This is a genomic window from Pseudoalteromonas sp. J2K-J979, assembly GCF_058169715.2.
The window spans coordinates 2,859,028-2,885,046 of sequence record NZ_CM200281.1 but is presented as its reverse complement, the minus strand read 5'-3'; the positions used below and the strand labels follow the sequence as shown (position 1 = coordinate 2,885,046).

Annotated in this window: 20 protein-coding genes and 1 riboswitch; of the genes, 9 read left to right on the top strand and 11 right to left on the bottom strand. The window is 36.7% G+C overall.

What is annotated here, in order from left to right; translation table 11 throughout:
- The first annotated feature begins 83 nt into the window (after window positions 1-83).
- Window positions 84-560, top strand: a complete 477-nt coding sequence (locus AC3KVK_RS13200) for an Lrp/AsnC ligand binding domain-containing protein (protein ID WP_490311634.1) — start codon at window positions 84-86, stop codon at window positions 558-560.
- A 50-nt stretch (window positions 561-610) separates the two neighbouring features.
- Here AC3KVK_RS13200 and AC3KVK_RS13195 read toward each other — a convergent pair whose 3' ends face one another.
- Window positions 611-1,210 carry a TIGR04211 family SH3 domain-containing protein gene (locus tag AC3KVK_RS13195; RefSeq protein ID WP_490311633.1) on the bottom strand — a complete coding sequence of 200 codons (600 nt, stop codon included), beginning with the start codon at window positions 1,208-1,210 and terminating at the stop codon, window positions 611-613.
- A gap of 184 nt (window positions 1,211-1,394) precedes the next feature.
- Between AC3KVK_RS13195 and AC3KVK_RS13190 the strand changes: the two genes are divergently transcribed.
- Together AC3KVK_RS13190 and AC3KVK_RS13185 are read left to right on the top strand one after the other, a co-directional pair.
- Window positions 1,395-2,915 carry a CYTH and CHAD domain-containing protein gene (locus AC3KVK_RS13190; RefSeq protein WP_490311632.1) on the top strand — a complete coding sequence of 507 codons (1,521 nt, stop codon included), beginning with the start codon at window positions 1,395-1,397 and terminating at the stop codon, window positions 2,913-2,915.
- Window positions 2,916-3,383: 468 nt separating this feature from the next.
- Window positions 3,384-3,468: riboswitch (cyclic di-GMP riboswitch) on the top strand.
- An 86-nt stretch (window positions 3,469-3,554) separates the two neighbouring features.
- Window positions 3,555-4,958 carry a hypothetical protein gene (locus tag AC3KVK_RS13185; RefSeq protein ID WP_490311631.1) on the top strand — a complete coding sequence of 468 codons (1,404 nt, stop codon included), beginning with the start codon at window positions 3,555-3,557 and terminating at the stop codon, window positions 4,956-4,958.
- Between the two features lie 61 nt (window positions 4,959-5,019).
- Here the strand turns inward: AC3KVK_RS13185 and AC3KVK_RS13180 are convergent, their stop codons facing one another.
- Window positions 5,020-5,595 carry a PEP-CTERM sorting domain-containing protein gene (locus AC3KVK_RS13180; protein ID WP_490311630.1) on the bottom strand — a complete coding sequence of 192 codons (576 nt, stop codon included), beginning with the start codon at window positions 5,593-5,595 and terminating at the stop codon, window positions 5,020-5,022.
- 224 nt (window positions 5,596-5,819) lie between these two features.
- Window positions 5,820-6,392, bottom strand: a complete 573-nt coding sequence (locus AC3KVK_RS13175) for a PEP-CTERM sorting domain-containing protein (protein WP_490311629.1) — start codon at window positions 6,390-6,392, stop codon at window positions 5,820-5,822.
- A 459-nt stretch (window positions 6,393-6,851) separates the two neighbouring features.
- Here AC3KVK_RS13175 and AC3KVK_RS13170 point away from each other — a divergent pair, with 459 nt between their 5' ends.
- Window positions 6,852-8,195, top strand: coding sequence for a hypothetical protein (locus AC3KVK_RS13170; RefSeq protein WP_518526915.1), 1,344 nt, complete (start codon window positions 6,852-6,854; stop codon window positions 8,193-8,195).
- Window positions 8,196-8,293: 98 nt separating this feature from the next.
- Here AC3KVK_RS13170 and AC3KVK_RS13165 read toward each other — a convergent pair whose 3' ends face one another.
- The 8 genes from AC3KVK_RS13165 to AC3KVK_RS13130 all read right to left on the bottom strand — a co-directional run bounded on the left by AC3KVK_RS13165 (window position 8,294) and on the right by AC3KVK_RS13130 (window position 19,826).
- The gene (locus AC3KVK_RS13165; RefSeq protein ID WP_490311627.1) at window positions 8,294-10,924 is read right to left on the bottom strand and encodes a CDC27 family protein; all 2,631 of its coding nucleotides are present in this window, start codon (window positions 10,922-10,924) and stop codon (window positions 8,294-8,296) included.
- A 19-nt stretch (window positions 10,925-10,943) separates the two neighbouring features.
- Window positions 10,944-12,290 carry a PEP-CTERM-box response regulator transcription factor gene (gene prsR / locus AC3KVK_RS13160; RefSeq protein WP_490311626.1) on the bottom strand — a complete coding sequence of 449 codons (1,347 nt, stop codon included), beginning with the start codon at window positions 12,288-12,290 and terminating at the stop codon, window positions 10,944-10,946.
- Window positions 12,290-13,606 (bottom strand): hypothetical protein, encoded by a 1,317-nt coding sequence (locus AC3KVK_RS13155; protein WP_490311625.1) that lies wholly within the window; start codon window positions 13,604-13,606, stop codon window positions 12,290-12,292. Before AC3KVK_RS13155 ends, prsR begins: the two co-directional genes overlap by 1 nt.
- A gap of 9 nt (window positions 13,607-13,615) precedes the next feature.
- Window positions 13,616-14,359: a P-loop NTPase family protein gene (locus AC3KVK_RS13150; protein ID WP_490311624.1), complete on the bottom strand. Its 744-nt coding sequence runs from the start codon at window positions 14,357-14,359 to the stop codon at window positions 13,616-13,618.
- Entirely contained in the window at window positions 14,346-15,905 is a 1,560-nt protein-coding gene (locus AC3KVK_RS13145; RefSeq protein ID WP_490311623.1) for an XrtA system polysaccharide chain length determinant, read from the bottom strand. Before AC3KVK_RS13145 ends, AC3KVK_RS13150 begins: the two co-directional genes overlap by 14 nt.
- 3 nt (window positions 15,906-15,908) lie before the next feature.
- On the bottom strand, window positions 15,909-16,508 hold the full coding sequence (locus AC3KVK_RS13140) for an XrtA/PEP-CTERM system exopolysaccharide export protein (protein ID WP_490311622.1): 600 nt from the start codon (window positions 16,506-16,508) through the stop codon (window positions 15,909-15,911).
- 31 nt (window positions 16,509-16,539) lie between these two features.
- Window positions 16,540-18,603: an XrtA/PEP-CTERM system histidine kinase PrsK gene (gene prsK, locus AC3KVK_RS13135; RefSeq protein WP_490311621.1), complete on the bottom strand. Its 2,064-nt coding sequence runs from the start codon at window positions 18,601-18,603 to the stop codon at window positions 16,540-16,542.
- A gap of 206 nt (window positions 18,604-18,809) precedes the next feature.
- Window positions 18,810-19,826: a polysaccharide deacetylase family protein gene (locus AC3KVK_RS13130; protein ID WP_490311620.1), complete on the bottom strand. Its 1,017-nt coding sequence runs from the start codon at window positions 19,824-19,826 to the stop codon at window positions 18,810-18,812.
- 308 nt (window positions 19,827-20,134) lie between these two features.
- Between AC3KVK_RS13130 and AC3KVK_RS13125 the strand changes: the two genes are divergently transcribed.
- Genes AC3KVK_RS13125 through AC3KVK_RS13105 form a run of 5 tightly spaced genes read left to right on the top strand, consistent with a single transcriptional unit; the run spans window position 20,135 to window position 26,007 of the window.
- On the top strand, window positions 20,135-20,929 hold the full coding sequence (locus tag AC3KVK_RS13125; protein WP_490311619.1) for a WecB/TagA/CpsF family glycosyltransferase: 795 nt from the start codon (window positions 20,135-20,137) through the stop codon (window positions 20,927-20,929).
- 40 nt (window positions 20,930-20,969) lie between these two features.
- Window positions 20,970-21,953 (top strand): sulfotransferase family protein, encoded by a 984-nt coding sequence (locus tag AC3KVK_RS13120; protein ID WP_490311618.1) that lies wholly within the window; start codon window positions 20,970-20,972, stop codon window positions 21,951-21,953.
- The gene (locus AC3KVK_RS13115) at window positions 21,953-23,506 is read left to right on the top strand and encodes a lipopolysaccharide biosynthesis protein (RefSeq protein ID WP_490311617.1); all 1,554 of its coding nucleotides are present in this window, start codon (window positions 21,953-21,955) and stop codon (window positions 23,504-23,506) included. Before AC3KVK_RS13120 ends, AC3KVK_RS13115 begins: the two co-directional genes overlap by 1 nt.
- A gap of 46 nt (window positions 23,507-23,552) precedes the next feature.
- Complete coding sequence (locus AC3KVK_RS13110; protein WP_490311616.1) at window positions 23,553-24,788, top strand: hypothetical protein; 1,236 nt, start codon at window positions 23,553-23,555, stop codon at window positions 24,786-24,788.
- A complete protein-coding gene (locus AC3KVK_RS13105) occupies window positions 24,769-26,007 on the top strand; it encodes a glycosyltransferase (RefSeq protein ID WP_490311615.1) in 1,239 nt (412 codons plus the stop codon). Before AC3KVK_RS13110 ends, AC3KVK_RS13105 begins: the two co-directional genes overlap by 20 nt.
- Window positions 26,008-26,019 lie beyond the last annotated feature (12 nt).

Here is a 26,019-nt window from a genome sequence, read left to right as displayed (position 1 = left end):
TACATCAGAACATGCTGGTTAATTTTGCCAAAATACCGTAAATTACAGCGCATATTTAGTTTTTAACAGCATAAAATACTGCCATGAGCCAACCGAAAGTCAGCCGTGCATTAGATCGCATAGACCTCGCTATTTTAGACGCGTTACAAAAAAACGGAAAATTATCAAATGTGAACTTGGCAAAAGAAGTTAATTTGAGTCCGAGTCCATGTTTAGATCGAGTTAAACGCCTTGAAAAAGACGGGTTTATTGAAAGCTATCGCGCGGTTTTAAATGCTGAAAAACTTAATCAAGGTTTAATGGCCCATGTCCAAATCACTTTAGCTAAATCAACCACCGATGTGTTCAAAGACTTTAAAAAACATATACTCACAATTCCAGAAGTCGCTGAGTGTGACATGGTTGCAGGTGGATTTGATTATTTGTTAAAGATACGGGTTGCGGATATGGCGCAATATCGAGAGGTATTGGGTAAATTAGTTGATATCCCAGGTGTGGCGACAAACTACACATATATGATTATTGAAAAAGTCAAAAAAGATGCCGGTCTATTGTTGTAAACCAAAATAAAAAAGCACCAGCGGCGCTTTTTTATTGGAATAAATGACTTTTATGCCCAGCCATCGTGACGTCTGCGACGTGATAAAATAAGCGTAATAATGATACCAAACAATAGTCCAGTAAAAGCAATCGCCGCACCATACATTAATAATTCTTTTTTCTCTTTTTCGCTATTTTGTATTTGTTGTTGTGAATGCTGCTGATTTTGTGCCAGTGCATCGGTTAGTTTTTGTCTGAGTTGTGCATTTTGTTGCTCAAGCTGTGTATTGGCTTCTTGTAATTGCGGAACGATATCAGCATTGCTAGCAAGTAACTGCTCATTGGTCATTAGCTTATCTTTTAACGCCACAATTTCAACGCTCATACCGGGTTGCTTGGTAATAAAACGCTGATCGACCCATCCTGTGCGACCTTTGTCATCTTTAACTTGTGCATAACCTTCTTCAAGTGCCAACTGGCTCACTTTAGTTCCTGCTGTAATTGATCCTAAGATCCGAAAGTTTTTACCTGCACCTGCATGCATATACACATATAAATCATCAATAATATAAACGCTTTGGTCTGTGGGAGTGTTTTCTGCGTCTGTTTCTGCTTGCGTAGCCCATGGTGTTATGGTTAATGCGGCAATAAATAATAAATGTTTAAACATCCCAAACCTTTGATAATTAATTATGATTGTTAGCAAACAAATAGTATGAATTTCCCACTGTAATAGCAAGTTATCGAAGCAATGAGTCTCGTTTGAAGGCAATTTAAGTAAAAAATTTGCAATCTGCCATCGGGATAGTTATTTTGAACACTTCTATGAATTAATAAAAAGCTATCTAACCTCTATGGATACAGAGATAGAACTGAAATTTCTCGTTTCAGAAAAAGTGATAACCCAATTACCCGCGTTAATTACTCAGTTTTCCAAAAAAGTAACGAATTACCCCGCTCGCAATTTACTGAATGCGTACTTTGATACTCCTAGCAGAGAGCTTCGCGCATTGGATATTGGCCTACGTACACGCTGTTGTGATGATGAGTGCGAGCAAACCATCAAACTAGCAGGGCAAGTTGTTGGAGGCTTGCATCAACGGCCAGAGTATAACCTTCCATTAGAAAATAAACGCCCAGATTTACAGGCTTTTCCTGAGTCAATTTGGCCGCATGGTATGCAAGTTAAGTCGATTAACCCTAGTTTGTACCCGATTTTTAGTACTCACTTTATTCGTCGAACGTGGCTGATCGAAACAGACAATGGTTCGGAAATAGAGGTGGTGTTAGACAAAGGTGAGATTAATGCTAGTGGTCAAATAGAAGCAATTTGCGAAGTTGAAATGGAACTTAAAAAGGGTCAACGCAGTGATGTGTTTGCTCTTGCTAAACAGCTGATTAACTGTCAAGAAGTGCGGTTAGGTTTATATAGTAAAGCTGCGCGGGGATATATGCTTGCAGACAAAAAGCCCCTAAAAGCAGATAAGTACATCAATTTTGTGCCTTTGAAGTCAGATATGAATCAAGAGCAGGCGTTTAGCGCGTGTTTAAACTATGCGATAGCCTTTGTGCAAAAACACGAGCAGTGTTATTTCGAGGATGCCAAGTTTAAAACTTTAAAACGCATGATTGATGGTATCAGCTTAATTCGCCATGCATTTTGGTTGTTTGAAGGTGTTGTTGATAAGCACAGCACTGAACATTTACGTCAAGAATTAAAATGGCTGTTACACAGCTTTTCATGGGTTGAAACGGCGATTCAAATTAAGACATTCACATCAAAGAAGCATGTTTTTTATAAAAAAATAAGTAAAGCTCCGACCCTTGAGAGTATGATCACTGATTTAAGACAACAACGACCGCGAATTGCAGCCATCAAAGCAATTTTTCAATCTCCACGTTATAACAATTTGATTCTCGATTTAACGACATTTTTAGTGGATCGGAAGTGGCGACAAACGTGGTCAGCGGGCCAAGAACTAGCAGCACAAGAAAAAGTGGCCGATATTGCCGCACGGTTATTTGAAAAAGATTGGCAAGAAATGAATACGCTATTTCCTGCTAGTGATGAGTTTACTTCTCAAGATTACTTAGCGCAAAAACAGCATTTACAACGTAATTTACTCAGTGGTGCATGCTTAGGTGCACTATTTTCAAAACAAAATCGCGATGAGTTTCGCAGTCCTTGGTTTGATATCATCGAAGGAATTGATGAATTAAGTACATTAGATTATTTAAAGCAGTTATGTGATCAGCAAGAAGATGATGACTTATTACAAATTCAAACATGGCTTGGGCAAAAAACAGATAACCTAATAGCCGCAATGGAGCAAAGTCGGTTGGTTACACAAAAGCAAGCTCCTTACTGGCGTTAAATTACGTCCGAGTTTATATGAAACATCTGCTTTTTTGCGGCTTTGTTTGTTCAAAGCAACTTGATTGGTAATGTATTTTTAAAAAGAAGGGCGCTCTATCTGCACCCTTTTAGCTCTCAAATATTTAGTAGTCGCCTCTGGTTCTCTTTTCACTATTCAGTTTTTAGGAAACCAATTATGAGTTATTAAAAGGCGCAAAAATATATTCTCCACATTTGTCTCGCTTAACACCGATTAAAAAGCTTAATTTAGTGATGCCCTCAAATTAAAAAAGTTAAACCTAAAAAGTACTTAGATCTTTTTTTGTAATCCCAGACTAAAATACTAGTAAAAAAGTTTAATTTTGCACTTGCGCTAATCCTTTTGTTGTAATAAAGTTGTCTCAGAAACTAATGATTAGTTACTAACAGAGCGAATTTACTAAGAGTATATTCGTTAAGTAAATAATTCAGAGTCTATATATTGTGAGCTAGAAAAGGGCAAGTTAAAGGAAACTTTAATACGCAAAGCTACCGGCCTAAAGATTTTTATCCAAGGCAGCGGGGTTGCCGAGGCGATGAACATACTCACTCCTCCACCTATTCGTATAATTTCAATATTGAGATGGCTTCTGAATTATCAATTTTGTGGAGGTACAAAATGATTTTCTTACCAAAAGCTATTTCTCGTTATTTACCAACTTTTACATTACTTGCAGCTGCTCCTTTTACTAATGCATTTGCAACGGAGTTAACAATTTCTTGGTTTGATAACTCAGATAATGAAGTTGGATTCATAATAGACAGAAAATTAGAGTCCGACTCTATTTATCAGACCCTAGTCCAGTTACCTGATAATACATCAGCCTTTAAAGACACTGAAGTTGTTGAAGGTGAGACTTACTGCTACAGAGTTAGTGCTTACAATCAAGCTGGGCAAGCTATTTCTGATGAAATGTGCGCTGAGGCATCTTCATCAGAAGCACCAATTGATCCAACCTTGCCACCTGTAGAAGGGGGGGGGATTGCAGCCGTTTCCTATGAGCTAATCTCTAAACCTGAAGCGATCGAATTATCAGGTAAGGAATTTTATAGTTTTAAAAGTGGTTATACATATAACTCAGAATATAGTAGTGAGGCTATTGATAACGTGGCTTTTGATATAAATAGTGGCTCATTGAAACGTTATGATAAAGACTTTTTTATCTTTAAGGATCATGGGAGTGAATTAGAAAATGGCTATGCTCACATGCCGTTTCATATTGATAATTCACTAGAGTTTACACTTACAGGAAATGGAGCTTCTCAGACGGCAACACTTTATATGATGGCAGGTGTTTGGGATTCTGAAGTGACAAGTTTTAGTGTGACTGCTGGCTCAGAAACAACGAAAATAGAGATACCGAAAGGGTATCGGTGGTATTACGTGGCCGTGCAATTTGAATATAAAGAAACGGTCACAGTTAAAGTTAATCCAGATACTTCAGTTGGTGGTTATAGTAGTGTAATGTTTGCTGGAATTGTTTTAAATAACGAATCTAGTGGTGCCACTGCACCAGATTACTCATATGCTTCTCTTCAATCAGTCGATTTGTTAACTAATAAAGTGATTAGCATCGAAGGGTCTAAATACGTAACAGCTTCAGGTCATGTATTAAATGAATCCGACTCATTAGCTCAAGTTAATTCAATTAACTATGAAGGAGAAGGAAAGCTAAGAAATAGTTACTTTAGCATACAAAGTGGTGATGAAATATCAGCTCTAGAGCATTGGAGTATGGACTGGAATGTCGAGAATGAAACATCAATCCAACTTTCTAGTGAATTAAATCAAGTAAATTTTGCTAGTGTATATATTTTTGCTGGAGCCTATTCAGATAATTCAGGTTCATTCACCGTGAGTATTAATGGAGTAGATGAATTGATTGAGTTACCGAAAAACAATAGGTGGTACTATATAAAGCTCGATGTTGAATTTGAAGGAAATGCAGAGATTTTAATAAAACCAGTTGGAAATATTGAAGGTTATAGTCAAGTTGCATTTGCAGGAATTGCTTTACAGTAATGAATTTGAATAAAAAAAACCCGCTAAAAGCGGGTTTTTTTATTGCTTACTAAGGTTCGGTTTAAGCTTTTTTGTTACGACGAGCCGCGCCAAAACCAACTAAACCAAGACCTAATAAAGCGATAGTCGCTGGCTCAGGAATAGTCGAAGAAGAAAAGCTAAATTTTCCACCTTGACCTAAACCATTAAATCCTTGAGTTGAGAAGCTCCACTGACCTGAAGTTGATTCATAACCATTACCGTGGATCATACCTGAACCTTGAATAATGGCATAGTCAGCTTTCCCGTTATTATCAAAGTCAACCTCTTTATTAACTAAGATATCCAGTAGATCAAAACTAAAACCAGCCACTGTCCACAATTGAGTTGTAGGCGTAGCTACAACAAAAGGATCTATAAAGTCAACCGTTTGACCGATAGCGCTAGAGAATGAACCTGATGTTGTTGAAGCTTCAACTTGCGGATTAAAAAAGTCAATTTCAGTAATTGAGCCACCGCTAAGTTTTACAATAGCACCACCTGTGAAGTCAATTTGACCCGTAATGGCTTGCAAAGGCGTTGAAACTGGGTTTGCAAATGCAGAAGAGGCAAATAGTAAAGTTGCAGAAGCTGCGATTGTAGTAAATAAGTTTTTCATTTAATTCCCTTAAAGTACGTCTAGATTAATTTCCCCCTGTACAAGCAATACCTGTGCCAACTTTTAGTGTGTTGTTTTTTATGGGTTTTTTTATGTTATTTAATGAGGGTGTAAGTTTGTTCGACATTTTCGATACACATTTTTAATGTCGAGTTCATGATAAAGGGTAAAAAAGAACAGAATAAAAGCAGATATTTCTTACCCTATATTATTCTAGGTTTTATTTATACCTGTTTAGGATTGCGTCTTATAGCTCCAAAACCAATTAATCCAATCCCGAATAATGCGATAGTGGCGGGCTCAGGTATTGTTGATGAAGAAAAACTGAACTTACCACCTTCACCTAATTTATAACCTTGAGTAGAAAAGCTCCATTGTCCTTCAGTTGAGTTATATCCTGTACCATTTATGGTTCCTGTTCCTTGAATAAATGCATAATCTATATTTCCATCATTATTAAAATCGACAACTTGATTGGAAACAATGTTCAATAAATCAAAAGAGAATACACCCACACTCCATAACTGTGAAGTTGGGGCTGAGACAGAAAATGGATCGATAAAGCTTACTGCTTGACCTATGGTACTTAGAAAAGATCCGGAAGTGGTTGAACCCTCAACGGTTGGTGTTATGAAATCAATCTCAGTTATAGAACCGTTGTGTAGGGTAATAAAAGCTCCTCCAGTAAAATCAATTTGACCTGTTATATCCTGAAGAGGAGTAGAGAGTGGGCTTGCAAATGCACTTGCAGAGAGTAGTCCTGTAATACAGGTAATCGCTTTAGTTAAATTTTTCATGTTATTCCTTTATTAAAAATTAAACATTAAGTTGATGCCCTAACTTCCTAGGCATATTTTTATTTGCATATAACAAGCCAGTAATTTATATGTATATAAAACAATCAACTGTGGTATTTAATTGCAATTACGCCTTATTTTTGTATGTTTTTTCGACAATATTAATTTGGGAAGTTAAACAAGCCGGAAAATGAGGCTGCCATAGTATGAAAAACTATTTAACTTGTTGATAAAATTTAAATAATTGCTTAATTCTTCAGTGTTTATTATTTTTGGTGGCTTGTGGTCAAAAATTTTATTCACTATAGTGCGGAATCACTTTTAATAGGTGTAAGGGTGAATTTATATTTTTAACATTTAAATTCAAGTGGTTAGTGTTTGTCTTTATCTTTAGTGTGATATTTATTTTATGCTTCTTTTTAATAGGAAGAATTTTGAGAATAAATGGAGTGGATAAAAATGTATAAAAAAATACTCTATATTTTTTATGTTCTTAGCTTACTTTTTGCTTTCAATTTATTGGCGGCTATAAACTTAGTTTGGAAAGATAACTCTGAAAATGAAAGTGGATTTATTGTCCAAAAAAAAGCAATAGATGAGGAGTTGAACAAGTATAAAACAATAGCTGTTTTACCTCAGGGTTCAGAGAGCTATCTCGATCAAGAGGTAACAGAATCAGGTAGTTACTGTTATAAAGTGGGTGTTTTTAACGCCGCAGGCCAAGTGTTTTCTCCACAGTCTTGTATCGATCTTGTAACGCCAGGAAGCCCAGAACCAGAATCACCAGAAGTCCGATTTTCGCACCAGTTTATAACGAATGTCTCCAATGTCGAAATATTTAACAATTCACTTTATAGCTTTAAAAGTGGGCTTCCCTTTAATGATAATAATCCAGTTTCTTCAATCGATGACATTAATTTTATTATAAAAGAGGGGGCATTGACGATCCCAAACATTGAAGATTTTCAGTTTCTTTATGAAGGAAATGTTATTGCTGGTGGGTATGCTGCAGTGGAGTTTAGTCATAAAAATAGCTTGAGTTTTAAACTTAACTCCACAGGTAAAAGTCAATTAGCAACGTTATTCTTAAAAGCTGGAGTATGGACAGGGAAGGAAGTATCTCTCATCATCAAAAGTGATAGTCAAGAGTACAGAATTGTCATCCCTAAAGGGTATAAATGGCACGATATTGCGCTAGATATAGTCTTTAGCAAGAATGAATTTATATCAATCACTCAGTCGGATACTATAGCAGGGTACAGTGCTGTAATGTTTGCAGGCCTAATTGTACAAGCTAATCCTGAAGTAGAATCATCAGAATTTTCAGGTGTTAATTTTATGTCTAATGCACCTATTGATGTCGATAACTATGAATATGCTACAGCATTAAACATCAATAAAAATGAACATTTCAGCTCTGTAAATATCGACAGTATAGAAGTAAGTGGTGTAGGTAAAATTCGCACCGGCGGTTTTGGTTTTGTTGACTTAGGTGAGATTCAGCCTCGATGGTCTGCTAAGTGGGATCAGAATAATGAGGTTTCAATTCAACTATCAAGTCATGACTCTAAGTTGCATACTGCAGATGTTTATTTTAGAGCGGGTAGTTGGAGTAGTGAAAAAAGTGAACTGTTACTTACTATTGACGGTAGATTGCATCGTATCCCATTACCAAAAAATATGAGCTGGCATCAGGGCAAAGCAACCATTGAATTTACAGGTTCTCCGCTCATTGAGCTGAAGCCATCAGAGGTTCGTGGTGGCTATAGTACATTTGAATTCATAGGTGTCACAGTTAAATAGCTTTTTTCATCTTGAATGGAAGAAACAACTTTAGAGATTTAGATTGATAAAAAAGGCCTAGGTTCGCTTTACGAATTTAGGCCTTTTTTACATCGTTTTTACTGACTTATTTCCTGCCAATGTTCTTTTATACTCGGATCTGTTGGGTTAAGTTTGTACGCTTGCTCAATAAATGTTTGAGCTTGCTCCTTAAACCCTGATTTATATAAAATCCATGCGTAAGTATCTAATACATTCGCGTTATTAGGAGCAATCTCTACGGCTTTTTTTGCAAGCTCGAGAGCTTTTATATTTTTCGTTTCATAATATAACCAAGCTAAGTTATTTAAGCTTGTTGGGTCATTAGGGACTGACTTTAAAAGGGTTTCATACATGGAAATAGCTTCATATTTATTTCCATTCGTTTGCTCTGAAATTGCTTTATTTAAAAGAGCCATGAGACTTTGGGGGTTCTTTTTCTGCCAAGAGGTGAGAAAATCATTAGCATTTCCTTTATCGTATGTATTTAAAACACTAAATAGTTTTTGTGCAACTCGATCACTATTTCCTCGCATCCATTCGTGGTTTAGAAGTTCTATTGCTTTTTTGGGATCATTTTTAGCTATTGCGATCTCAGCTCCGAATATATTAATAATTGGATCATTCGGAACAATATCTTTAATTTGACTAAGAATTTTGTCAGCTTCACTAAGTTGACCTGAGCGAATTTCGATAGTGGTTAACAATGCAAGTAATTTAGGATCTCTAGGGGCTTCCTTTATTGCCTCTAATGCATTAGTTCGTGCTACTTCAAAGTCCCCATAGGTTAAGGCTGATGAAGAACGTCTGAAATTGAGTTCTAACTTAAGAGAGTCTAAATATTGTTTAAACTGGTTAGGTAAGTTGCTTTTAGCACTTGCTAAGAGTTCTTGCGCTTCTTTTAGGTTATTTTGCTGAGCTTGGTAACTCGCTAAAACTAAATCTGCAATTGCAGGGTTAGCATTTTCAGGAAGGATCTCTCTAAGTTGGTTCACAGGTTTATTTTGTTGGACTAAAGAAATTATAATTCCTTGATATGCAAGTATATCTTCTGGGTAAATAACTAAGATATTTTTGTATTGCTGCTTTACTGCTTCCCAATCTTTTAAGTTTTGATTGATTCTCGCAAGTCCATACAAGGCCGGTTTATATTGGGGAGAAATAGTTAGAGCCTTTTCTAATTGAACTCTAGCGGGCTCAAGTTCCTGCCTATGTATGTAATAATCGGCTATAAGTGTCAAGGTTGCTTCAGTGTTATTTGGGGTGTTGAGTAAGGTCGTTGTGTACTTATCTGCCGCTTCGTAATTCTTTAGTTCTACTAACTTCTTTAAATAAGCCATTTGGAGTTGAGCGTCACTAGCGTGCTTTTCTAATGCTGTTAATAAAACTTCTAATGCTTTATCTTGATTAGGTTGGGCTAAACTCGAGTAATAAACACTTTCTATTAAAGCCAATTTAGGTGAGTTGGGTTCTAATAGTTTGAGCTTGTTAATTGAGCTAAGAGCTTTACTTAATTCATTTTGGTTAATCGCTGCTAATGTATAAATCTGTAATATTTCAGGGTTTGTTTCTGAGTCAATAGTATTTTCAAGTAAAGAAACTAACTCTGAAGTCTGTGAAAGCTTTAATTGTGTCATTGCATAGAGCTGTGTCAATTGATCTGAATCCGTTTCAGGATCAATCATATTTGTTAGGTATTTATTTGCACCTTTGAAGTTACCTTGACTGTACAAGATTACTCCTAATAAAGTTGAAGCTTTTTTATGCCCTGGCGTTGATTGAGTTATTTTTTCTAGAATTACTATCGCATCTTCGAACTCTTTGTTATTAAAGTGCTTAATAGCTTGACTATATTGAGAGTTTATAGATTCAGCACCTGGGAATTCATCTGCAAGAATCCTTGAGTAAATCACCGCTTCAGCACTTCGACCTTGTAGGGTTAGTGTTTCTGTGAGCGCTTGTAAAATATTGATCCTTTCTGGTGTAAAAATATCAGAAGCAGGAAGTAGAGTCAGGGCATTTGAAAGCTCTTGTTCCGCTAAACTGAGTTTCCCTTGATTGATAAGTAAATAACTTTTTAAAATTCTACTTTCTATATTTTTAGGAGATAGCTGTGCAGCTTGTTCTAACTTATTTAGGGCGATATCTATCTGATTATTAAGTGCGTCTACACGAGCTAAGCCGATTAAGCTATCAACGTTGAGTGTTTTATCTTCCGAAATTGCTGAAAAATGTGAAGCTGCGGCAGTCCAATCTTGAACTAAAAGAGCTAATTTCCCTTTGTTTAATGCAAGACGACCCAAATTTGTACTGAGAGAATCAATATTTTCCTCGATTAAATCATTTGCAGATAAGTGTTTGCCTGCTTTTATATATGACTCGAGTAGTAAAAAGTTATAATCAGCATTCACTTGGCCTTGATATGTTTTTAGAACTTCAATCGCATCTATAGGACTTCCCAGTTGAGAGTAAGCTTCAGCTAATATTAGGTATCCATCAATTTTATCAGGTGCAGCCAAAATAGCCTTATTGGCAGAAATTATTGTGGCTTTAAATTGTTTTTGTTTTAGATAGGTTGAACTCTGTTGAATTTGTTGATGGAAATCATTTCCAGAATTAGAGTCACTACAGCCAGAGTTAAATAAAACGCTGCTAAGAATGAAGCTAGCCACGAGTGTTGTTTTTGTTTTTTGGCTAAATCTAGTGTTCATAGTATGTATCCTTTTAACATTAGCAGATATTGTACTTTTTCATTAAATCATAGAGAGTAGGTCGAGTGACCCCTAATGCCTTAGCTGCTGCTGAGACATTATTGTCATTCGCTGCTAGTGCTTGTTTTAGTGCCATTACTTCTGCATTTTTTCTTACTTCTTTTAAGTTAAGTGGGCTTTCATCTTTTGCCCTGAGGCCAAGATCAAACGCTGTAATGTACTTAGAATCACACATTATCGCGGCTCGCTTAATTTTGTTTTCAAGCTCTCGTACATTACCTGGCCAAGGGTGATTTTCAATTGCGTTAACGGCTTCTTCAGCAAAACCAATTATGGAGAGGTTTTGGCTTTTAACTGCTTTATTTAGTATGTATTTAGCTAATAAAATTTTGTCAGAAGTACGCTCTCTTAATGGAGGTATATCAATTTGAATTTCAGCTATTCGGTAAAATAAATCTTCCCGAAATTCACCTGATTCTACCATTTCAGGTAAATTTCGGTGAGTAGCGCACACTACGCGTGTATCGATAGGGATTTGTTGTCGTCCACCGACACGTTCAATGACTCTTTCCTGTAAAAAACGTAAAAGTTTAACTTGTAAATGAAGTGGCATATCGCCAATTTCATCTAGAAACAGTGTACCTTTATGAGCGAGCTCGATTTTCCCTGGTGTACTTTTGAGTGCACCAGTGAAGGCTCCTTTCTCATAACCAAATAGCTCACTTTCAATTAAATTTTCAGGAATAGCTCCACAATTGATTGCTACTAAATTGTAATCGCTTCTTGGGCTGGATTCATGTAACGCCGTTGCTAATACTTCTTTACCTGTTCCACTTTCACCTATTAGTAAACAAGAGGCATCTGTAGGGGCTAGTTTTTCAATCATTCTGCAAATTTTTAGCATTTTTTCATCAGATGCAATCAAGCCATTTAGGGTCGATGTGTGTTTCTGGCTTAAAAGGCGGTTTTTTTCTTCCAAACTGTGAATGTGAAAAGCTCTTTGCACGATCAGATCGAGTGTGTCAGGGTTGACTGGTTTTGTATAAAAGTCATAGGAACCAAGCTTTACGGCTTGCATTGCGTGCTCATTTCCTTCATTTCCTGTCATGACAACTATTTTCATGTGAGGGTTTAAATGGAGTGCTTGCTGCAAAAGTTCAAAACCTTGAGTGACCCCATCTTCATCAGGCGGTAACCCTAAATCCTGAATCATAACTTTGGGTTCATGCAAACGAATAGCTGATATGGCGTCAGCTTGATTCAATGCTGTTACGATGTTATAGCTTTGTCCAAAGTGCCATTTTAGCTGAGTTTGTAAGCCTTTATCATCTTCAACGATTAATAATGTTTCAATGTTTTTACTCATTATTTGTACCTAAATTCCAATTCTGCAGAAAAGCGCATCTCATCAAATTGTGTTCGGCGTTGATTATTTTTTTCATCGGTATATCGAGCTTTAAGTTGGAACGATAATTTATCATTTAACTTGTACCTCATTGAACTATCTATGCGCCACTGTTGTTTATTGTCACCACCATAGAGATCTGAGTCGCGATAAGATAAAGCCATGCTTACATTTATCTTATTTGATAGTCTCCACCGAGAGCTATTAGATATACCAGACTGCTCTATTTCTTCTAAATTTGTATCCTCATTAGTTTCGCCCAGTTTAAAAAGAGGGGATTCTTTATTCCAAAACACGGTTGTTGTGTTCATAAATAAATTATTTCTGGCTGTGAGTAAGTAAGTTAAATCAACTCGTTCACGCCAAAGCAATTGAGTGAGTGAAAAGTTGAAATCACCGGTTTCTGATTCACCGATTTCCAACCCAACAGAGGAGTCGGTCAGTTCTCGCTGCGCAGAAATATTAAACGCACTTTTACCGATGTTATAGAGCATGGATATATTGTAGTTTGTTCCTTTCTCTATAGTTCCTTGCAGTTCAACTTGACTGTGACCACCAGCGAATGAATATTCACCATTATTCAATAACCCTTTTAAGTTGATAGAAGCCTTTTTTTGATCGTAATCTATACCATATTCTGGAAATTTCGATGTACCTACTTCACCTAAAAGCTGAAAAGATAGTTTGGAGTTGACTGCATTAACCCAATTTAAATTAGTAATTTCCCTATTTGTATTTTGGTCAGGTTCATCAGTGAACTTTATTCTTTTGACACTATGGCTTAATTCAAACCGGGCTCTTTTAGTGTAAGGAAACCGAAGCATGGGTGTTGCAGACAATATATCACGATTGCCTTGATTATTAGGTTGTGCAGGACCTCCTTCATCGAGTAAGTATCGATGTCGCAAGTGACGAAGATCCATAACAATATTTTCACTTCCTAATTGCTGTAGAGCTTGTGCTGAACCAGCCCAGAAATTGTTATTTCCTAGGTCATTCACACTATATTTAGAACGGTTCCCTCGATAATTCAAAGAGAGTTTATTTGTTGGCCGCTCTACTTGGTACCCAACAGATGCTTTCATAATATCTTCATAACCAGATTGCTCATTGCTTTGAAGGCTATAAATATTATCGCTATATTCATGCGCTAATCCAAAAGAGAGATGATTCTTTATCGGATCTATTACTTCAAATGCGGTATCAGAGTAAGCGTTCTCAGCGCTTAAACCGACAAAGAAAATAGTTAATGAAAATATTTTGTATTGATTCGTCATATTCAGGTCTTAGTTATTGAAAACGATCCCTGCGAATTTATCTTCACCTAATGCATCTACACCCGCTTGAATTTGAGGAGCATTTGATTTGCCATATCCGACAACCAGTAACGCTAAATCACAAATACCAGCGAGTATTTGACTTTCAGCAAATTGGCCTATGGCTGGAGTGTCTAAGATAATATAGCGGTCAGGATAGCGAGCTTTGACAGAGTCTAGAAAAGATTGCATTCGCTCAGATGAGAAATGCTCTGCGGCATTAACAATGTTATTACCGACAGGAATAACCCTCACGCGAGGGAGGCCTGAAGGGTACATTATATCGGCGATGTCAGTTGTATCTTGCTCTAAAAAGTTTGTAAGGCCTAACTTTGGTTCTAGCTTTAAGTAATACTCCATTCGAGGAGCGTAAATATTACAATCAATGATTAGTGCCGTTTTGTTTTGATCTAGGGCGATACTCGCCGCAAGGTTCATCGCAATATGACTTGTGCCTGCATCTTTAGTTACACTAGTAACCATGCAAACAAAGTTCTTATTTGGACACTTCTTGAATAAATTTGTTCTTAGTTCCCTGTATGCGTTGAGAGTTTCGTAATCATCAATACCAGGGTAAATTATTTTTTTATCATCGAGCTCTTTTGGAGTGAGTAATGATGTTTCAAGCATACGACGAATGTCTTTACGAGTCGGCTTCTCCGACGTCGTGTTATTTTCATTGGCTTGTAAAGGGGTGAAATCAAAGGATTGCATTTTTTAAACTCCCAAGGTCGAGAAAGTGGCCAATTGATAAATCGTATTTATGAGCTAAAGCGACAGCGACATAGGCTAGACCAATTAAAAAAGTGAACATGAGTAGATAAATATTACTGAGTCGGTTTTTTAACTTTTCAGACTTGCTTATTGTACGTTTAACCTGGCCCAGAACATTTATATCTTCAAGGTATTCAAATTGAGAAGTTAATCGAATCTTCCCGTCAAGTAATACGCGAGCGGTAAAAATACCGGCAATAATCAGCAATCCAATAAAAGGGCCTAATAAGAAAAAGTGAATGAACCTTATTCCTTTCGGGGCATTTGGATAAGCTGCAGGCTCTTGAATTTTATAGTTAACACCTTGCCCTTCAATATCAAGAACCATAGACAAACGTGCTTTCTCTTTCGTCGTTAGCATTTCATCATATTGCGCCTTGATGACGTTATAGTCTCGTGTAAGTTCAGAAAGCTCAGCTTGATTATTGGCAATACGTTTGCGGCGTTCATAGGCTTCTTCAAGTAAGCTCTCAAATGAGCTTAAACGATTTTTTAAAGTGCGATTTTCTACATTAGCATCTGAAAGTTTACTACGAAGCTCTTTATACAAAGGGTTAAACTCAGAATTGAGTTCTGATGTGTTTTTAGGGTTGTTACTAAGCGCAAGTATTGTCTGTTTGAGATCATTTATTTGATAGTTAAGCTCAACAACTTCTGGGTAGTCATCTTGATAAGTCAGCAATAAGTTTGCTTTTTGTTGCTCAAGGTTTTTAAGTTGAGTATGGTATACGGCTGACTCATAATCGTTGTTAGCGAACTTATCTTCACCGTCTAACTGTTTTTTGATGGACCAAACGCGAGTATTACTTTCTTGAACTTGAATTTTCATTTCTTCAATTGTTGCTCGAAGTGTAGCAATTCGGTTATTAACCTCTGTATCAGTTCCGTCTAAATTATTAGATTGAAAAGCTTTCAATTTTGATTCAGAAAGTAACAATTGCTGTTTGTATGAATCTACTTGTTGCTCAATAAAGTTATAAGCACTGCGACTCTCGTCTCTTTTTGTATTAGCGCTATCTTCTATAAACATGACAACGACTTCATTCAAAATGCGAAAAGTAGCGTCTGCAGTATCATCACTAAATGAAATTTTTATGTAGTTACCAGAAAGGCCTTCGACTCTGATTTTCTTTCTGAGTTGTAATATTTTGGCATCAATAAGTTCTTGACTTGGAAAGGTACTCTCACCATAAACGCGTTTAATTACTTGCGTTAAAATGCGCGGAGAGTAGATAATATCTTGTACTTGGGTTGTCCGGTTTTGTTTTACATTTGTTACGCTGGTTGATTTAGCTAAAAGCGGTTTGATGATGTTTTGATTATCAGCAAAAATGGTAACAGAACTTTGAAAGTTTGACGGCCTAAGCATTCCCATGAACAACACAACAAAGCTAATTATAGCCACTGCTAAAGCGACTTTAAATTTGCGTTGGTTGAGTTCACGTAAAACGATTAAAACATAACTAAAAATAAGGTTTGGTTGCATAGCTTAAAATACACTCTCAGGAATGATTAAAATATCAGAAGGGCGAAGTTGATAATTTGTTTTTAGGTTCCCATTTGTGAGAATTTCATCTACCTCGATATCGTAAGGTACAGTGCCATCTGGTGTTTTTCTATATAAAATCGCATCGTTGGCGTCGGCAAAAGCTGTTAATCCGCCAGCCTGTAAAACTAAATCTAAAATGGTCATTCCTCGACGATAAGGAATTGACTGAGGTTGATTCACCGCTCCGGTAATCCTGACGCGAGTTAAAAACTCTGAGCTATTCGCTGCGGTTACCATCACAGTGACCTGAGGTGCTCGTATAAATTTTGTGAGTTTTTCTGTCAAATTTTCAGATAATTCACGTGCGGAAAGTCCCTCTGCCTTTTCGTCACCAACAAGGGGGACTGATATTTTTCCGTCCGGTCTAACTGGGATTGAAATCGATAACTCTGGATTTTTCCAAACACTAATGTATAAGTTATCGCCTCGTCCAATAATGTAATCTGAAGTATCTAACTCATCATCATAGACATCGATAGGTGGAGAGCTGCACCCCCCAAGTAATGCCAAAGTAAGTAATAAAAATAGAAATTTATTCATTTTTCCCTCTTCTATATAAAGCTTATTGCGGCTACGCCGAGTTAGATAGTTTAATGTGTGTATTCAAAGGGAGATAAATTGAAAATTTACTTCCTTGACCTTCGGTGCTCTCTACCAGTAAATCACCGTTTAAATTCGTTATAATTTCTTTTATTTGGTAAACCCCTATTCCCATCCCTTTTTTATCTTTGGTGCTCGTAAATGGCTTGAAAAGCTGATTAGCAATAAAGGCTTGACTCATTCCAATTCCATTATCAACGACATCTATCCAAAATGCTTCATGGTGATGGTATAGGTGAATGTCAATTTTACCTTCTTTATCGGTACAAGCATCTTGTGCATTTTTAATTAAATGGTTAAGTGCCATCAGTAATTTATCTTTGTCGGCTTTAATAAATGCTTCGTCCGAAAAATTAGCTACAGGGACAACGGCTCCAGAGCTATTCATCGCAATGGCTTCAATGATTAATTCTTGTAAGTTAATAACCTGTATTTCTTGTTGGGTATTTCCTTGCAGCTTAACCAATAATAAATCCATTTTTTGAACTGAATTGGCAATCGTTTCAATTGCATCATCTACAAACTCGGGAATATGTTTGTATTTCTCTGCATTTTTGACAACTAGATCTTGCTGAGCAATCAGGTTCTTAATGTCATGAATCGCAAAAGTTGTAATTTTATTAAATAAATCAAATTGTTGATTGTGAATCAGCTGTTCATATGCTTGTTGACGGCTGATGTAACTTGCTATTTGCCGACCTGTCAGCTTTAAGATGTCTAAATCTTCCCATGTTAAGCGACCGCTGAGTTTGTTCTTACATAAAACGGCGAAACCAATTAACTTATCTTCGGTGTTTAGAGGCACAACGACCCATAAATTAGGCAGGTGAGCAAGCCAGTCCGGTAATAGAGCATTATATTGCGTATCAATTATCTGACTATGTTGACCCACTTGGAAAATCCAGTCTTCACTTTTGAGTTTGTTGATAAAAGATGAGTTATTCTCAACGATGGTTGATTGCTGCTGGCAATCTAAATTTTTGGTTGTACCGGCGCTAAAAAATTGCTGGCCTGGAAGCCAAATTCCACCAGAGTTACAGTTAAATAGTTTTAATAAGGCGTGCAGAGATTTATCATAACAATTACAGCCAGCTCCTTGGTTTGAAAGGTAAGACTCTAATGTTATCCATTGCTTTTTATAATCGTATTTGTGTGCGAAAAAGTGTTTACTTGTCCAAACTATAATTCTTAGGCGAATTTTCTCAGAAAAAGACAGTGTTACAATGACAAATATCGCTGCCACATAAAGTAAAATTTTAGAGAGGGCTAACCACTGTAAATCAAAAAAACTGATGGCGGACACTACAAGTGCCATCAAAATAAAAAATAGACCAACCAAAGTTAAACTTGTATTAAATAAAATAACTGAATTTGAAAGTTTAAATTTAGCCCGCTCATTGAGCTGTTCAGAATAAAAAATAACATTTAAAGCTAAAATTAGAGACGTAAATGTAGATATTCCACTGCGAGCGAGCCAAATATCACTATTGAAATACGAAAATAAAATATTGTTTGAAAATGTAAATGTATCAAACAAAAATAACATTAATGCAGCTAAACAAGTAACTTTAGCCATTCGGCTTGAATGCTCATATCTTAGTATCTGCTCACAAAAAATTATTCCTAAAAGGCACATCATCAGCTTCAGATAAAGCGCAATACTAAAGCCAGAGAAATCTGGAATGCTTAATTGGTTTTCAAAAATTAAAATAGCCAAAAGAGTAGCGAAAATAGAGTATAAGCTCAAAGCCCAATACAAAGGTAAGGTCATTCTCCGGCAAATAAGCATCAAATGAAAAAGCGCAATAATCCAAGCGAAATATCGTAAGCTATCTAGAAGAAAAAAAGTTAGATTTGGTGAGGTCTGTTCCGGAAGAAGCGGGTAATTCACTTGCCATAGAGCTGTGACGAGTGCACAAATGGTAAAGCTAATTTTAACTGGCCAATTTTTAATTTTAATAATGACAGCGATCGCCAAAGCGATTTCGATACTGGCTCGAAATACATCTATTAGGGTTAGGCTATTAATATCCATTTAAAACAGAGTCCATTTAATGATAATGCTAATTTCAAATCTTTAAGGGGATTAACCTTATGATTCTTAATGCTAAACTATTTTTTTCATAAAAAAGTATGGCTATTATACGTTTTTTTTTTAAACAGGCTACCGTTTTAGTTTTTGCAACACATTACAGAGTATTACTTTAGTTGTTAGTAGCATTATTAAAGTAGAATTAGTTTTTATTGAACTCTTTGATCTTTAAGATTTTGATATGTGATAAATTCAAAATTATCATGTTTAGATAAAAACATATCAAGTTTGTGTAGAGAGTCAGGAGAGAGGCTTTTTGGATGTCCCATTACATTAAAAATTGCATCTGAGCCATGTTTTTTAAGATGTTGCGCAAAACCACTCTCAAGTAACCCAGCTTTAGCGCCATCAACCATGACGGGTCCATAGGTGGCTTGAGTTAGTCTTTTCCAGTAATAATTTCCATTTGATATAATGGCAGAGCCGTCACCAAATGATTGAAATTTTTGTGCTGCAAATTGTTTAACTAAAGCTAGTTTCCAAAAGAATAAAGGGGATGTTTTCATTGCTGAAATAGCAATTTCAGTAAAAGAACCAGTCTGTTGCTCAACAAGAGGATCACTTTCGAATTGCCATTGCATTTTTGATGGCGCATTCCGATAGTCAATATAACGCGATGGGTGGCTAGAATAACCATTTTCATACACTGTGCTATCAAGCCAAATTCCATTATCCATTAACGCTTTTTGTAAACGTTCAAATGGCTGCAAGCACCATCCCCCAGCACGAAAAGCAAAAATTTTATTATGGCTGCAGCTTTGAAGAATTTCAGTGCAGTTGGAAATGATGGTCTCTATCTGTTCATTACTAAAGTCGTGCAAGCGATAGCGTTCGGTATTTATTACCCATTTAGAGCCATCAAACTTACTATCTAGCCAATGCGGATGTATATGAAGTTGTACATCATGGCCATTGTCTGAAAGGAATAGTAGTTGTTGCTTTATTAAGTCGAATTGTTTTGCTAATTCAGGATATTGAATAGCTTGCTGTTGGAGGGTTAATAAAAAGCTGGCGTCAACGAACATGCTTACTTTGGCTTGATGTTTATCCAACACTTTGAGTAACTCATTAGTTGGAGTAATCATGCAATGCTCAACAGTCCCTACTTCATTTCCAAAAAATAACTCATAGTCCAAGCTTAGTAAAAACGGTGTTTTCTTATCCATAAATTACACTCCTTATTTTAACCCAGTCGACAACAACAAATAGGGGGGGCGTACTGTAAAGGTAAAAGAAGAAAAAGTGAAGTTGAAATGACGCTTTCGCGTGAGTGAATAAAATATTAGTGAGGAGGTATTTATTTTTAGACTTTAGTTTTTAGTATTTTTTAAGAAGCGAGATTGCTGGTTTTTAATACTTACATTTTTAATGAAAAAGTGCTAATATCGCCGCCCTTCGATACAGCTGAATTTTTAAACTCAGTTTGTTTTTGAATCTTAAATACTTAAAATTTGTACTATGGAAAGTAATATAAATGCAGTTAAATGAAGCTCCCTCAGATACTCCTCTAGCAAAATTTCAAGTTGTCCGCCCGAGAGTGCGCTTATTCGGAATCGATGTCCATAGTGTCACTATGGAGCAGGCACTTGATGATATACATCAAGCAATTACTGAACGTCATTCGGTTAATATCGGGATGCTAAATGCTGCAAAAATAGTCAATATGCGACGAAATCCAGAGTTAGGTCAAGATGTCCTTTCGTCTGATTTGATTATGGCCGATGGCAGTTCAGTGGTGATGGCCAGTAAATTACTCCGAAAGTCATTACCTGAGAGAGTCGCAGGTATTGATCTGATGCATGGCATTTTGAGACGAGGCGACCATCATGGATATCGCTTCTTTTGCCTTGGAGCAACCGAGGAAATATCTGCAAAAGTTGAAGCTGAGATTAACCGTTTGTATCCTGGTGCGGTGATAGCAGGGCGCCAAAATGGCTACTTTGATGAACAACAAGCGCAAGAGGTCGCTCAAAAAATAGCTGATAGTAAAGCTGATGTTTTGTTTGTCGCAATTACTTCTCCAAAAAAAGAGCAATTTATGGCTCGTTGGAGTGCACTGATGCAAGTACCGGTAGTCCATGGTGTGGGTGGCTCTTTTGATGTTATGGCAGGAAAGGTTGAACGAGCTCCTCTGATTTGGCAAAAATATGGAATGGAATGGTTATATCGAGTTAAACAAGAGCCCGGCCGCTTATGGAAACGATATTTGATCACTAATGTTTTGTATCTATTAATGTTAGCTAAAGAGCTTATAAAACCAACAAAATAACCCCTCTTTGTATAAAAGATTAATAAGATAAAGTATTAAAATGACAATTAAAAAACAAAAACTTGTTTACTTGGCTGCGGCGAGCCACTCTGGTTCGACAATGACAGCGATGTTACTTGGTGCACATCCAGACTTATGCAGTGTGGGCGAATTGAAAGCAATTAATTTAGGTGGGAAAGACAGTTATTTGTGTTCGTGTAAAACCTTAGTGTCAGAATGTGGTTTTTGGCAAGGAGTGACTGCAAAAATGCAGTCCAAAGGCCATGATTTTTGTATATCAAAAGCTGATACTGATATTCGTACAGGTGCAACTCCTTACGTCTTAAAGTTACTAAGTCCATTAGTTCGCAGCCCCTTAATCGAATGGGTGAGAGATTGCCTTTTAAATTTATCTCCAACATGGCGCAGTAATTTACCAAAATTGCAAAAGCGTAATGCGGATTACGCGCGATCGATTGCTGAACAAGCTAAGGTTGATACTGTTGTAGACTCTTCGAAAATAGGTATAAGGCTAAAGTATTTATTAAAGAACCCAGATTTTGATATCAAGGTCGTTTGGGTGGTACGTGATGGTCGCGGAGTATCTCTGGCTTATAAAAACCCTTCAGAATATGCAGATGCTAAAGATCCTAAATTCCGTGGGGGAGGTGCTGGAAAAACAGGGGAGCAAGGTCGAGGGGTTGCACAGGGGGCTCACGAATGGGTGCGCTGCAATCAAGAAACTGAAGCTGTTCTGGCGACCATGCCAAGAGATAATTGGATTAAAGTTCATTACGAGGATATCTGCAACAATACAGAAGCGACTCTTGATGAAATCTTTTCTTTTATCGGTGTAGATCCGAATAAAAAACGCTTAGATTTCAAGACTGTTGAGCATCATGTTGTCGGAAACGGAATGCGTTTAGATGACTCTGAAGTGATTAAACTTGATGACCGTTGGTCTCAAGATTTAACAGACAAAGAATTACAGATTTATGATGAAATAGCTGGGGATTACCATAAAAAAATTGGCTGCGCAGAATAATGAAAAAAGGTAACTCTCAGTCTAAAACCGAAGACTTGACGGGTCAGAATCGCTTTGCTTGGAATCTGTTTGTTGGTTGGATCAGTCAGCTAGTGATGATTTTTTCTGGTTTTGTTATGCCTCGGCTTGTTGATGACAATGTTGGGCAAGTCTCGTTGGGGATCTGGGATTTTGGATGGTCTTTTGTCAGTTATTTAAGCTTGATTGGTTTAGGTATGGGGGCATGTTTTAATCGATATGTGAGTAAATACCGTTCTGTTGGAGATTTTTTAGAGTTAAACAAAGTGGCCAACTCTGCGGTATTTGTACAGGCCATCTTTGCGACGACAGCAGTATTAAGCACAGTAGCCTTTTACTTTGTGTTACCAATTTATTTTAGCGACACACTGATGGAACATACCGAAACGGCGCAATGGGTCGTACTTTATTTAGGACTTAGTGTTGCCGTTAGAATGATCTCGGGCTCAGCGAGTGGGCTTTTAACCGGATATCATCGTTGGGATATTCATAATGCATTACATGCTGGAGATAGTATTTTATCAGTGATCTTAATGGTCATAGCCCTATATTTTACACAGATGAGTGTAGCGGGGATGGCGTTAGGTTATTTGGTCTCGACTATCGTATTTGAGTTTTTACGTTTTGTATTTATGAACAAAGTGTGTAAAGAGTTTAAGTTTAATTTGCGACTTGCAAATCGAATTACTTGTAAAGAAATGTTTGTGTTTGGTATCAAAAGCATGCTGTCAAACATTCCCCCAATTATCTTATTACAAACGATTAGCATTATGTTGGTTAGTACGATAGGACCGGCTGCACTAGCTATTTTTGCTCGCCCTATGGCATTAACCAAACAAGTAAAAACATTCATGACAAAATTTACTTTAATGTTGACACCCACCACAGGTTCGATGCAAGGAGCTGGGGATTTGAAAGCGATACAAACGTTGTTTTTAAATACTACGGCATTGAGTTTTGCATTTACATTTCCTAGTTTAGGTTTTCTTTTTATATATGGTGATGTGATATTGCACTATTGGATGGGTAGCGAATACGCGCTAACTTCATTGGTAATGATTCTAGCCCTTGGACAGTTACTTCCAATGGGGCAAGATACATCTATTCGGATCTTGATGGGAATGAATCAGCATGGACGAATCTCGCTAGTTGCTTTTATTGCTATTTTTATTTCATTTTCTATAGGTTTATTGTTCACGGGTGTTGAGCATTGGGAGCTCACAACTGCGGCATTATTATTTGTAATCCCTATGAATCTTGTTTACGGACTGCTTGTACCTATTTATACGTGTAGAGAACTCAAACTTTCTTGGTTTTTATATCTTAACAAAGCTTTCATAAAGCCATTTATCTATGTGTTACCATTTTTTGCATTGATAGCTTGGTCACGTTTTGCATTTGAGAATAACGAGATTACAACAGCGTTTATTGCTTTGCTGTGCGGGAGCCTTATTACAGTTTTTATATACTTCTTGTATTTAGTCCCTAAACACCTTCAAAACAAAGTGTATGGCCGATTAAGGTTTTACTCATGAAATTTAAATTTAAATTTAATTATTACTCCTTTTAAGGTTTACAAATATGGATGTTAGCTTACGTAAGTACCCATACCCGTATGAGGCCATGATGGCTATTTGTAGCGATTTAGATGAGACCCCTTCAAGCGAAATCTATTTCGAAACAGCACGCTACCTTAATACCACAGATCAAACTATGTTGGGTAAAGGTGTTGGCCTCGAAGTCGGCAATACAATCTATTTCGATATGCCAAAAGGGCAGTTTTCTTATACTAATACGTCAGATCTAGGTCGAATAAAAATCCATCAATTAATAGATTCAGGTCACATTGATTGCTTCCATTCGTTTGGGGATTTTGTGACTGAACGAGCGCAAATAGAGCGATATTGGTCTGTGATTCAAAGTGGTCAGCGAAAGATTGAGGTCTGGGTTGACCATGGGCAAGCCATTACAAACTTAGATAATGATATTATGCAAGGTGAGGGAGCAATAGTGGGAGCTAATGCATATCATTGTGATCTTACTATACAAAGTGGCGTTATCCCATTTGTTTGGAAAGGCCGAGTCACTAGTATTGTGGCACAGAATTCACCTCGGAGTTATCAAGGTATTATAAATTGGTCAGAGTTTATCGCTTCAGGAAAAACCTTAGCGTTGGAATTTGTAAAAGGAGTGCTCGCGCGCTTAGGTAATAAAAAATATGCGATGCACAAAGATAATAAAGTTTTGCGCCAAACTACTCTGTTAGATGATACTCCTGTTTTCGAGTTTATGCGTTGCAATCCATCTTGGGGAGGAGTTTCTCACAGTGATACAGGTAGAGGGGTCCATCAGGTTTTAACTAAAAAAGTACTCGATACCTTATTACGCAACGAAGGCTGTAGTATTTTTTATAGTCACCTAGGAAAAGTTCACTCAGAGTCCGCACCATTTACAGATCAAACTCGTTCTGCTTTTGAATTACTTGCTCGTTATAAAGATGAGAAGCGCATTTTGGTTGCGACCACGCGCCGACTTTTGGGTTATTTGAGAGCGCAACAAGAAGTGGTTGTTCATACAGAGATGCTAAATCAGACTCTACATATTTTTATCACAACAGATCTTGATATAGCAGAATTACAAGGTTTGACTTGGTACATTGGTGATGTCGACGATGTGCAAGTTTTTATCAATAATCGAGAACAAAAAGACATACAAATAAATCAGCCAGATCAAAGAGGCTTTCGAAGTGTTTCTTTACCGTGGCACTTACTTCAATTTCCAAATTTGCAGAGTAATTATGAGTTCTCAATTAAATAAAACAACATTTTTACGATTTATCTTTCGTTGGATTCTAAGGTTTTTTCTTTTCGTATATTATGCTTTTTTATTACTGTGTAGATTGATTCCAAAGCGAAAGTTAAACGAAAAAGTTGTTGTGCTAGCTACGGGCACTTTCTATTCTGATCACTGGTTAATAACGCACTTAAAACCAATGGCTGGAGCCGATAATTGTCAAGAGCTTATAATGGTTGCCTCTACTGTTGTACCAGATATAGAAAATGTTAGGGGGGTGTATGCTCCAAAATGGTTAGAAAAAATATCAGGAAAAGTAGGGGCTAGATTGATTTATTTTTCATGGCTAGCCATTAAGTTAAGGCCAGATATAATCGTTGGGTTTCATTTATTATTAAATGGATTGTTTGCTGTTTTTTTAAGTAAATTAATCAGGGGTCGATCTGTTTATATTTGCGGTGGAGGGCCAAGAGAAGTCTTAGGAGGAGGCGTTTATACTGAAAATCGAATATTCAATCGATTAGGTACCCCTGATTTATTTGTTGAATCTATTCTCCTTCGTGCTGTAAATAATATGGATTTAGTTATAACAATGGGATCTTCAGCAATCACTTATTTTCGTTCTAAAAATGTAACGGCAAGGTGTGAAATTGTAGCTGGAGGATTCGATGAAAAAGCTTTCTTACCTGATGAAAAAATTAAGAAAATATATGACTTTATTTTAATAGGTCGATTATCTGATGTGAAGCGAGTGGATCGATTTTTACAGGCAATAAAAATTGCTAAAGCAAATAAAAAAGATATTACAGCAGTTATTGTCGGGGATGGACCAGATAAAAATTTACTTGAGGAACAAAGTCAGCGACTTGATTTAAATAAACAAGTTACATTTGTTGGTTGGCAAAATAATGTTGATTTTTGGTTAAAACAGTCTAAATGCTTTGTTTTAACTTCTGATTCTGAAGGTCTCTCTCAAGCATTGATTCAAGCAATGATGGTCGGCCTACCTTCAATAACCTCAAAAGTAGGTGACTTAGGTGATTTACTTAAGCATGAAGAAAATGGCTATTTAATTAATGATTTAACACCAGAAAGTTTTGCAGAGAGTTTTGTTTTAATCTTAGAAAACCAAGAACAGTATAAAGCGTTTTCAAAACAGGCACTAATGTCTACGTCGAAATTTGCAAATGCATTCGTTGCAGATTATTGGCGGTCAATTTTCTCTTCTTTTAATGATCATTAAATGAGGTTTTAA

What these genes read in the sequence shown, in the direction of transcription:
- AC3KVK_RS13150 (WP_490311624.1), bottom strand. Translation starts at nt 14,359, where the DNA reads ATGCAATCCTTTGATTTCACCCCTTTACAAGCCAATGAAAATAACACG.
- AC3KVK_RS13115 (WP_490311617.1), top strand. Translation starts at nt 21,953, where the DNA reads ATGAAAAAAGGTAACTCTCAGTCTAAAACCGAAGACTTGACGGGTCAG.
- AC3KVK_RS13165 (WP_490311627.1), bottom strand. Translation starts at nt 10,924, where the DNA reads ATGAACACTAGATTTAGCCAAAAAACAAAAACAACACTCGTGGCTAGC.
- AC3KVK_RS13125 (WP_490311619.1), top strand. Translation starts at nt 20,135, where the DNA reads ATGCAGTTAAATGAAGCTCCCTCAGATACTCCTCTAGCAAAATTTCAA.
- AC3KVK_RS13110 (WP_490311616.1), top strand. Translation starts at nt 23,553, where the DNA reads ATGGATGTTAGCTTACGTAAGTACCCATACCCGTATGAGGCCATGATG.
- AC3KVK_RS13130 (WP_490311620.1), bottom strand. Translation starts at nt 19,826, where the DNA reads ATGGATAAGAAAACACCGTTTTTACTAAGCTTGGACTATGAGTTATTT.
- AC3KVK_RS13120 (WP_490311618.1), top strand. Translation starts at nt 20,970, where the DNA reads ATGACAATTAAAAAACAAAAACTTGTTTACTTGGCTGCGGCGAGCCAC.
- AC3KVK_RS13175 (WP_490311629.1), bottom strand. Translation starts at nt 6,392, where the DNA reads ATGAAAAATTTAACTAAAGCGATTACCTGTATTACAGGACTACTCTCT.
- AC3KVK_RS13195 (WP_490311633.1), bottom strand. Translation starts at nt 1,210, where the DNA reads ATGTTTAAACATTTATTATTTATTGCCGCATTAACCATAACACCATGG.
- AC3KVK_RS13200 (WP_490311634.1), top strand. Translation starts at nt 84, where the DNA reads ATGAGCCAACCGAAAGTCAGCCGTGCATTAGATCGCATAGACCTCGCT.
- AC3KVK_RS13155 (WP_490311625.1), bottom strand. Translation starts at nt 13,606, where the DNA reads ATGACGAATCAATACAAAATATTTTCATTAACTATTTTCTTTGTCGGT.
- AC3KVK_RS13180 (WP_490311630.1), bottom strand. Translation starts at nt 5,595, where the DNA reads ATGAAAAACTTATTTACTACAATCGCAGCTTCTGCAACTTTACTATTT.
- AC3KVK_RS13190 (WP_490311632.1), top strand. Translation starts at nt 1,395, where the DNA reads ATGGATACAGAGATAGAACTGAAATTTCTCGTTTCAGAAAAAGTGATA.
- AC3KVK_RS13185 (WP_490311631.1), top strand. Translation starts at nt 3,555, where the DNA reads ATGATTTTCTTACCAAAAGCTATTTCTCGTTATTTACCAACTTTTACA.
- prsK (WP_490311621.1), bottom strand. Translation starts at nt 18,603, where the DNA reads ATGGATATTAATAGCCTAACCCTAATAGATGTATTTCGAGCCAGTATC.
- prsR (WP_490311626.1), bottom strand. Translation starts at nt 12,290, where the DNA reads ATGAGTAAAAACATTGAAACATTATTAATCGTTGAAGATGATAAAGGC.
- AC3KVK_RS13105 (WP_490311615.1), top strand. Translation starts at nt 24,769, where the DNA reads ATGAGTTCTCAATTAAATAAAACAACATTTTTACGATTTATCTTTCGT.
- AC3KVK_RS13145 (WP_490311623.1), bottom strand. Translation starts at nt 15,905, where the DNA reads ATGCAACCAAACCTTATTTTTAGTTATGTTTTAATCGTTTTACGTGAA.
- AC3KVK_RS13170 (WP_518526915.1), top strand. Translation starts at nt 6,852, where the DNA reads ATGTATAAAAAAATACTCTATATTTTTTATGTTCTTAGCTTACTTTTT.
- AC3KVK_RS13140 (WP_490311622.1), bottom strand. Translation starts at nt 16,508, where the DNA reads ATGAATAAATTTCTATTTTTATTACTTACTTTGGCATTACTTGGGGGG.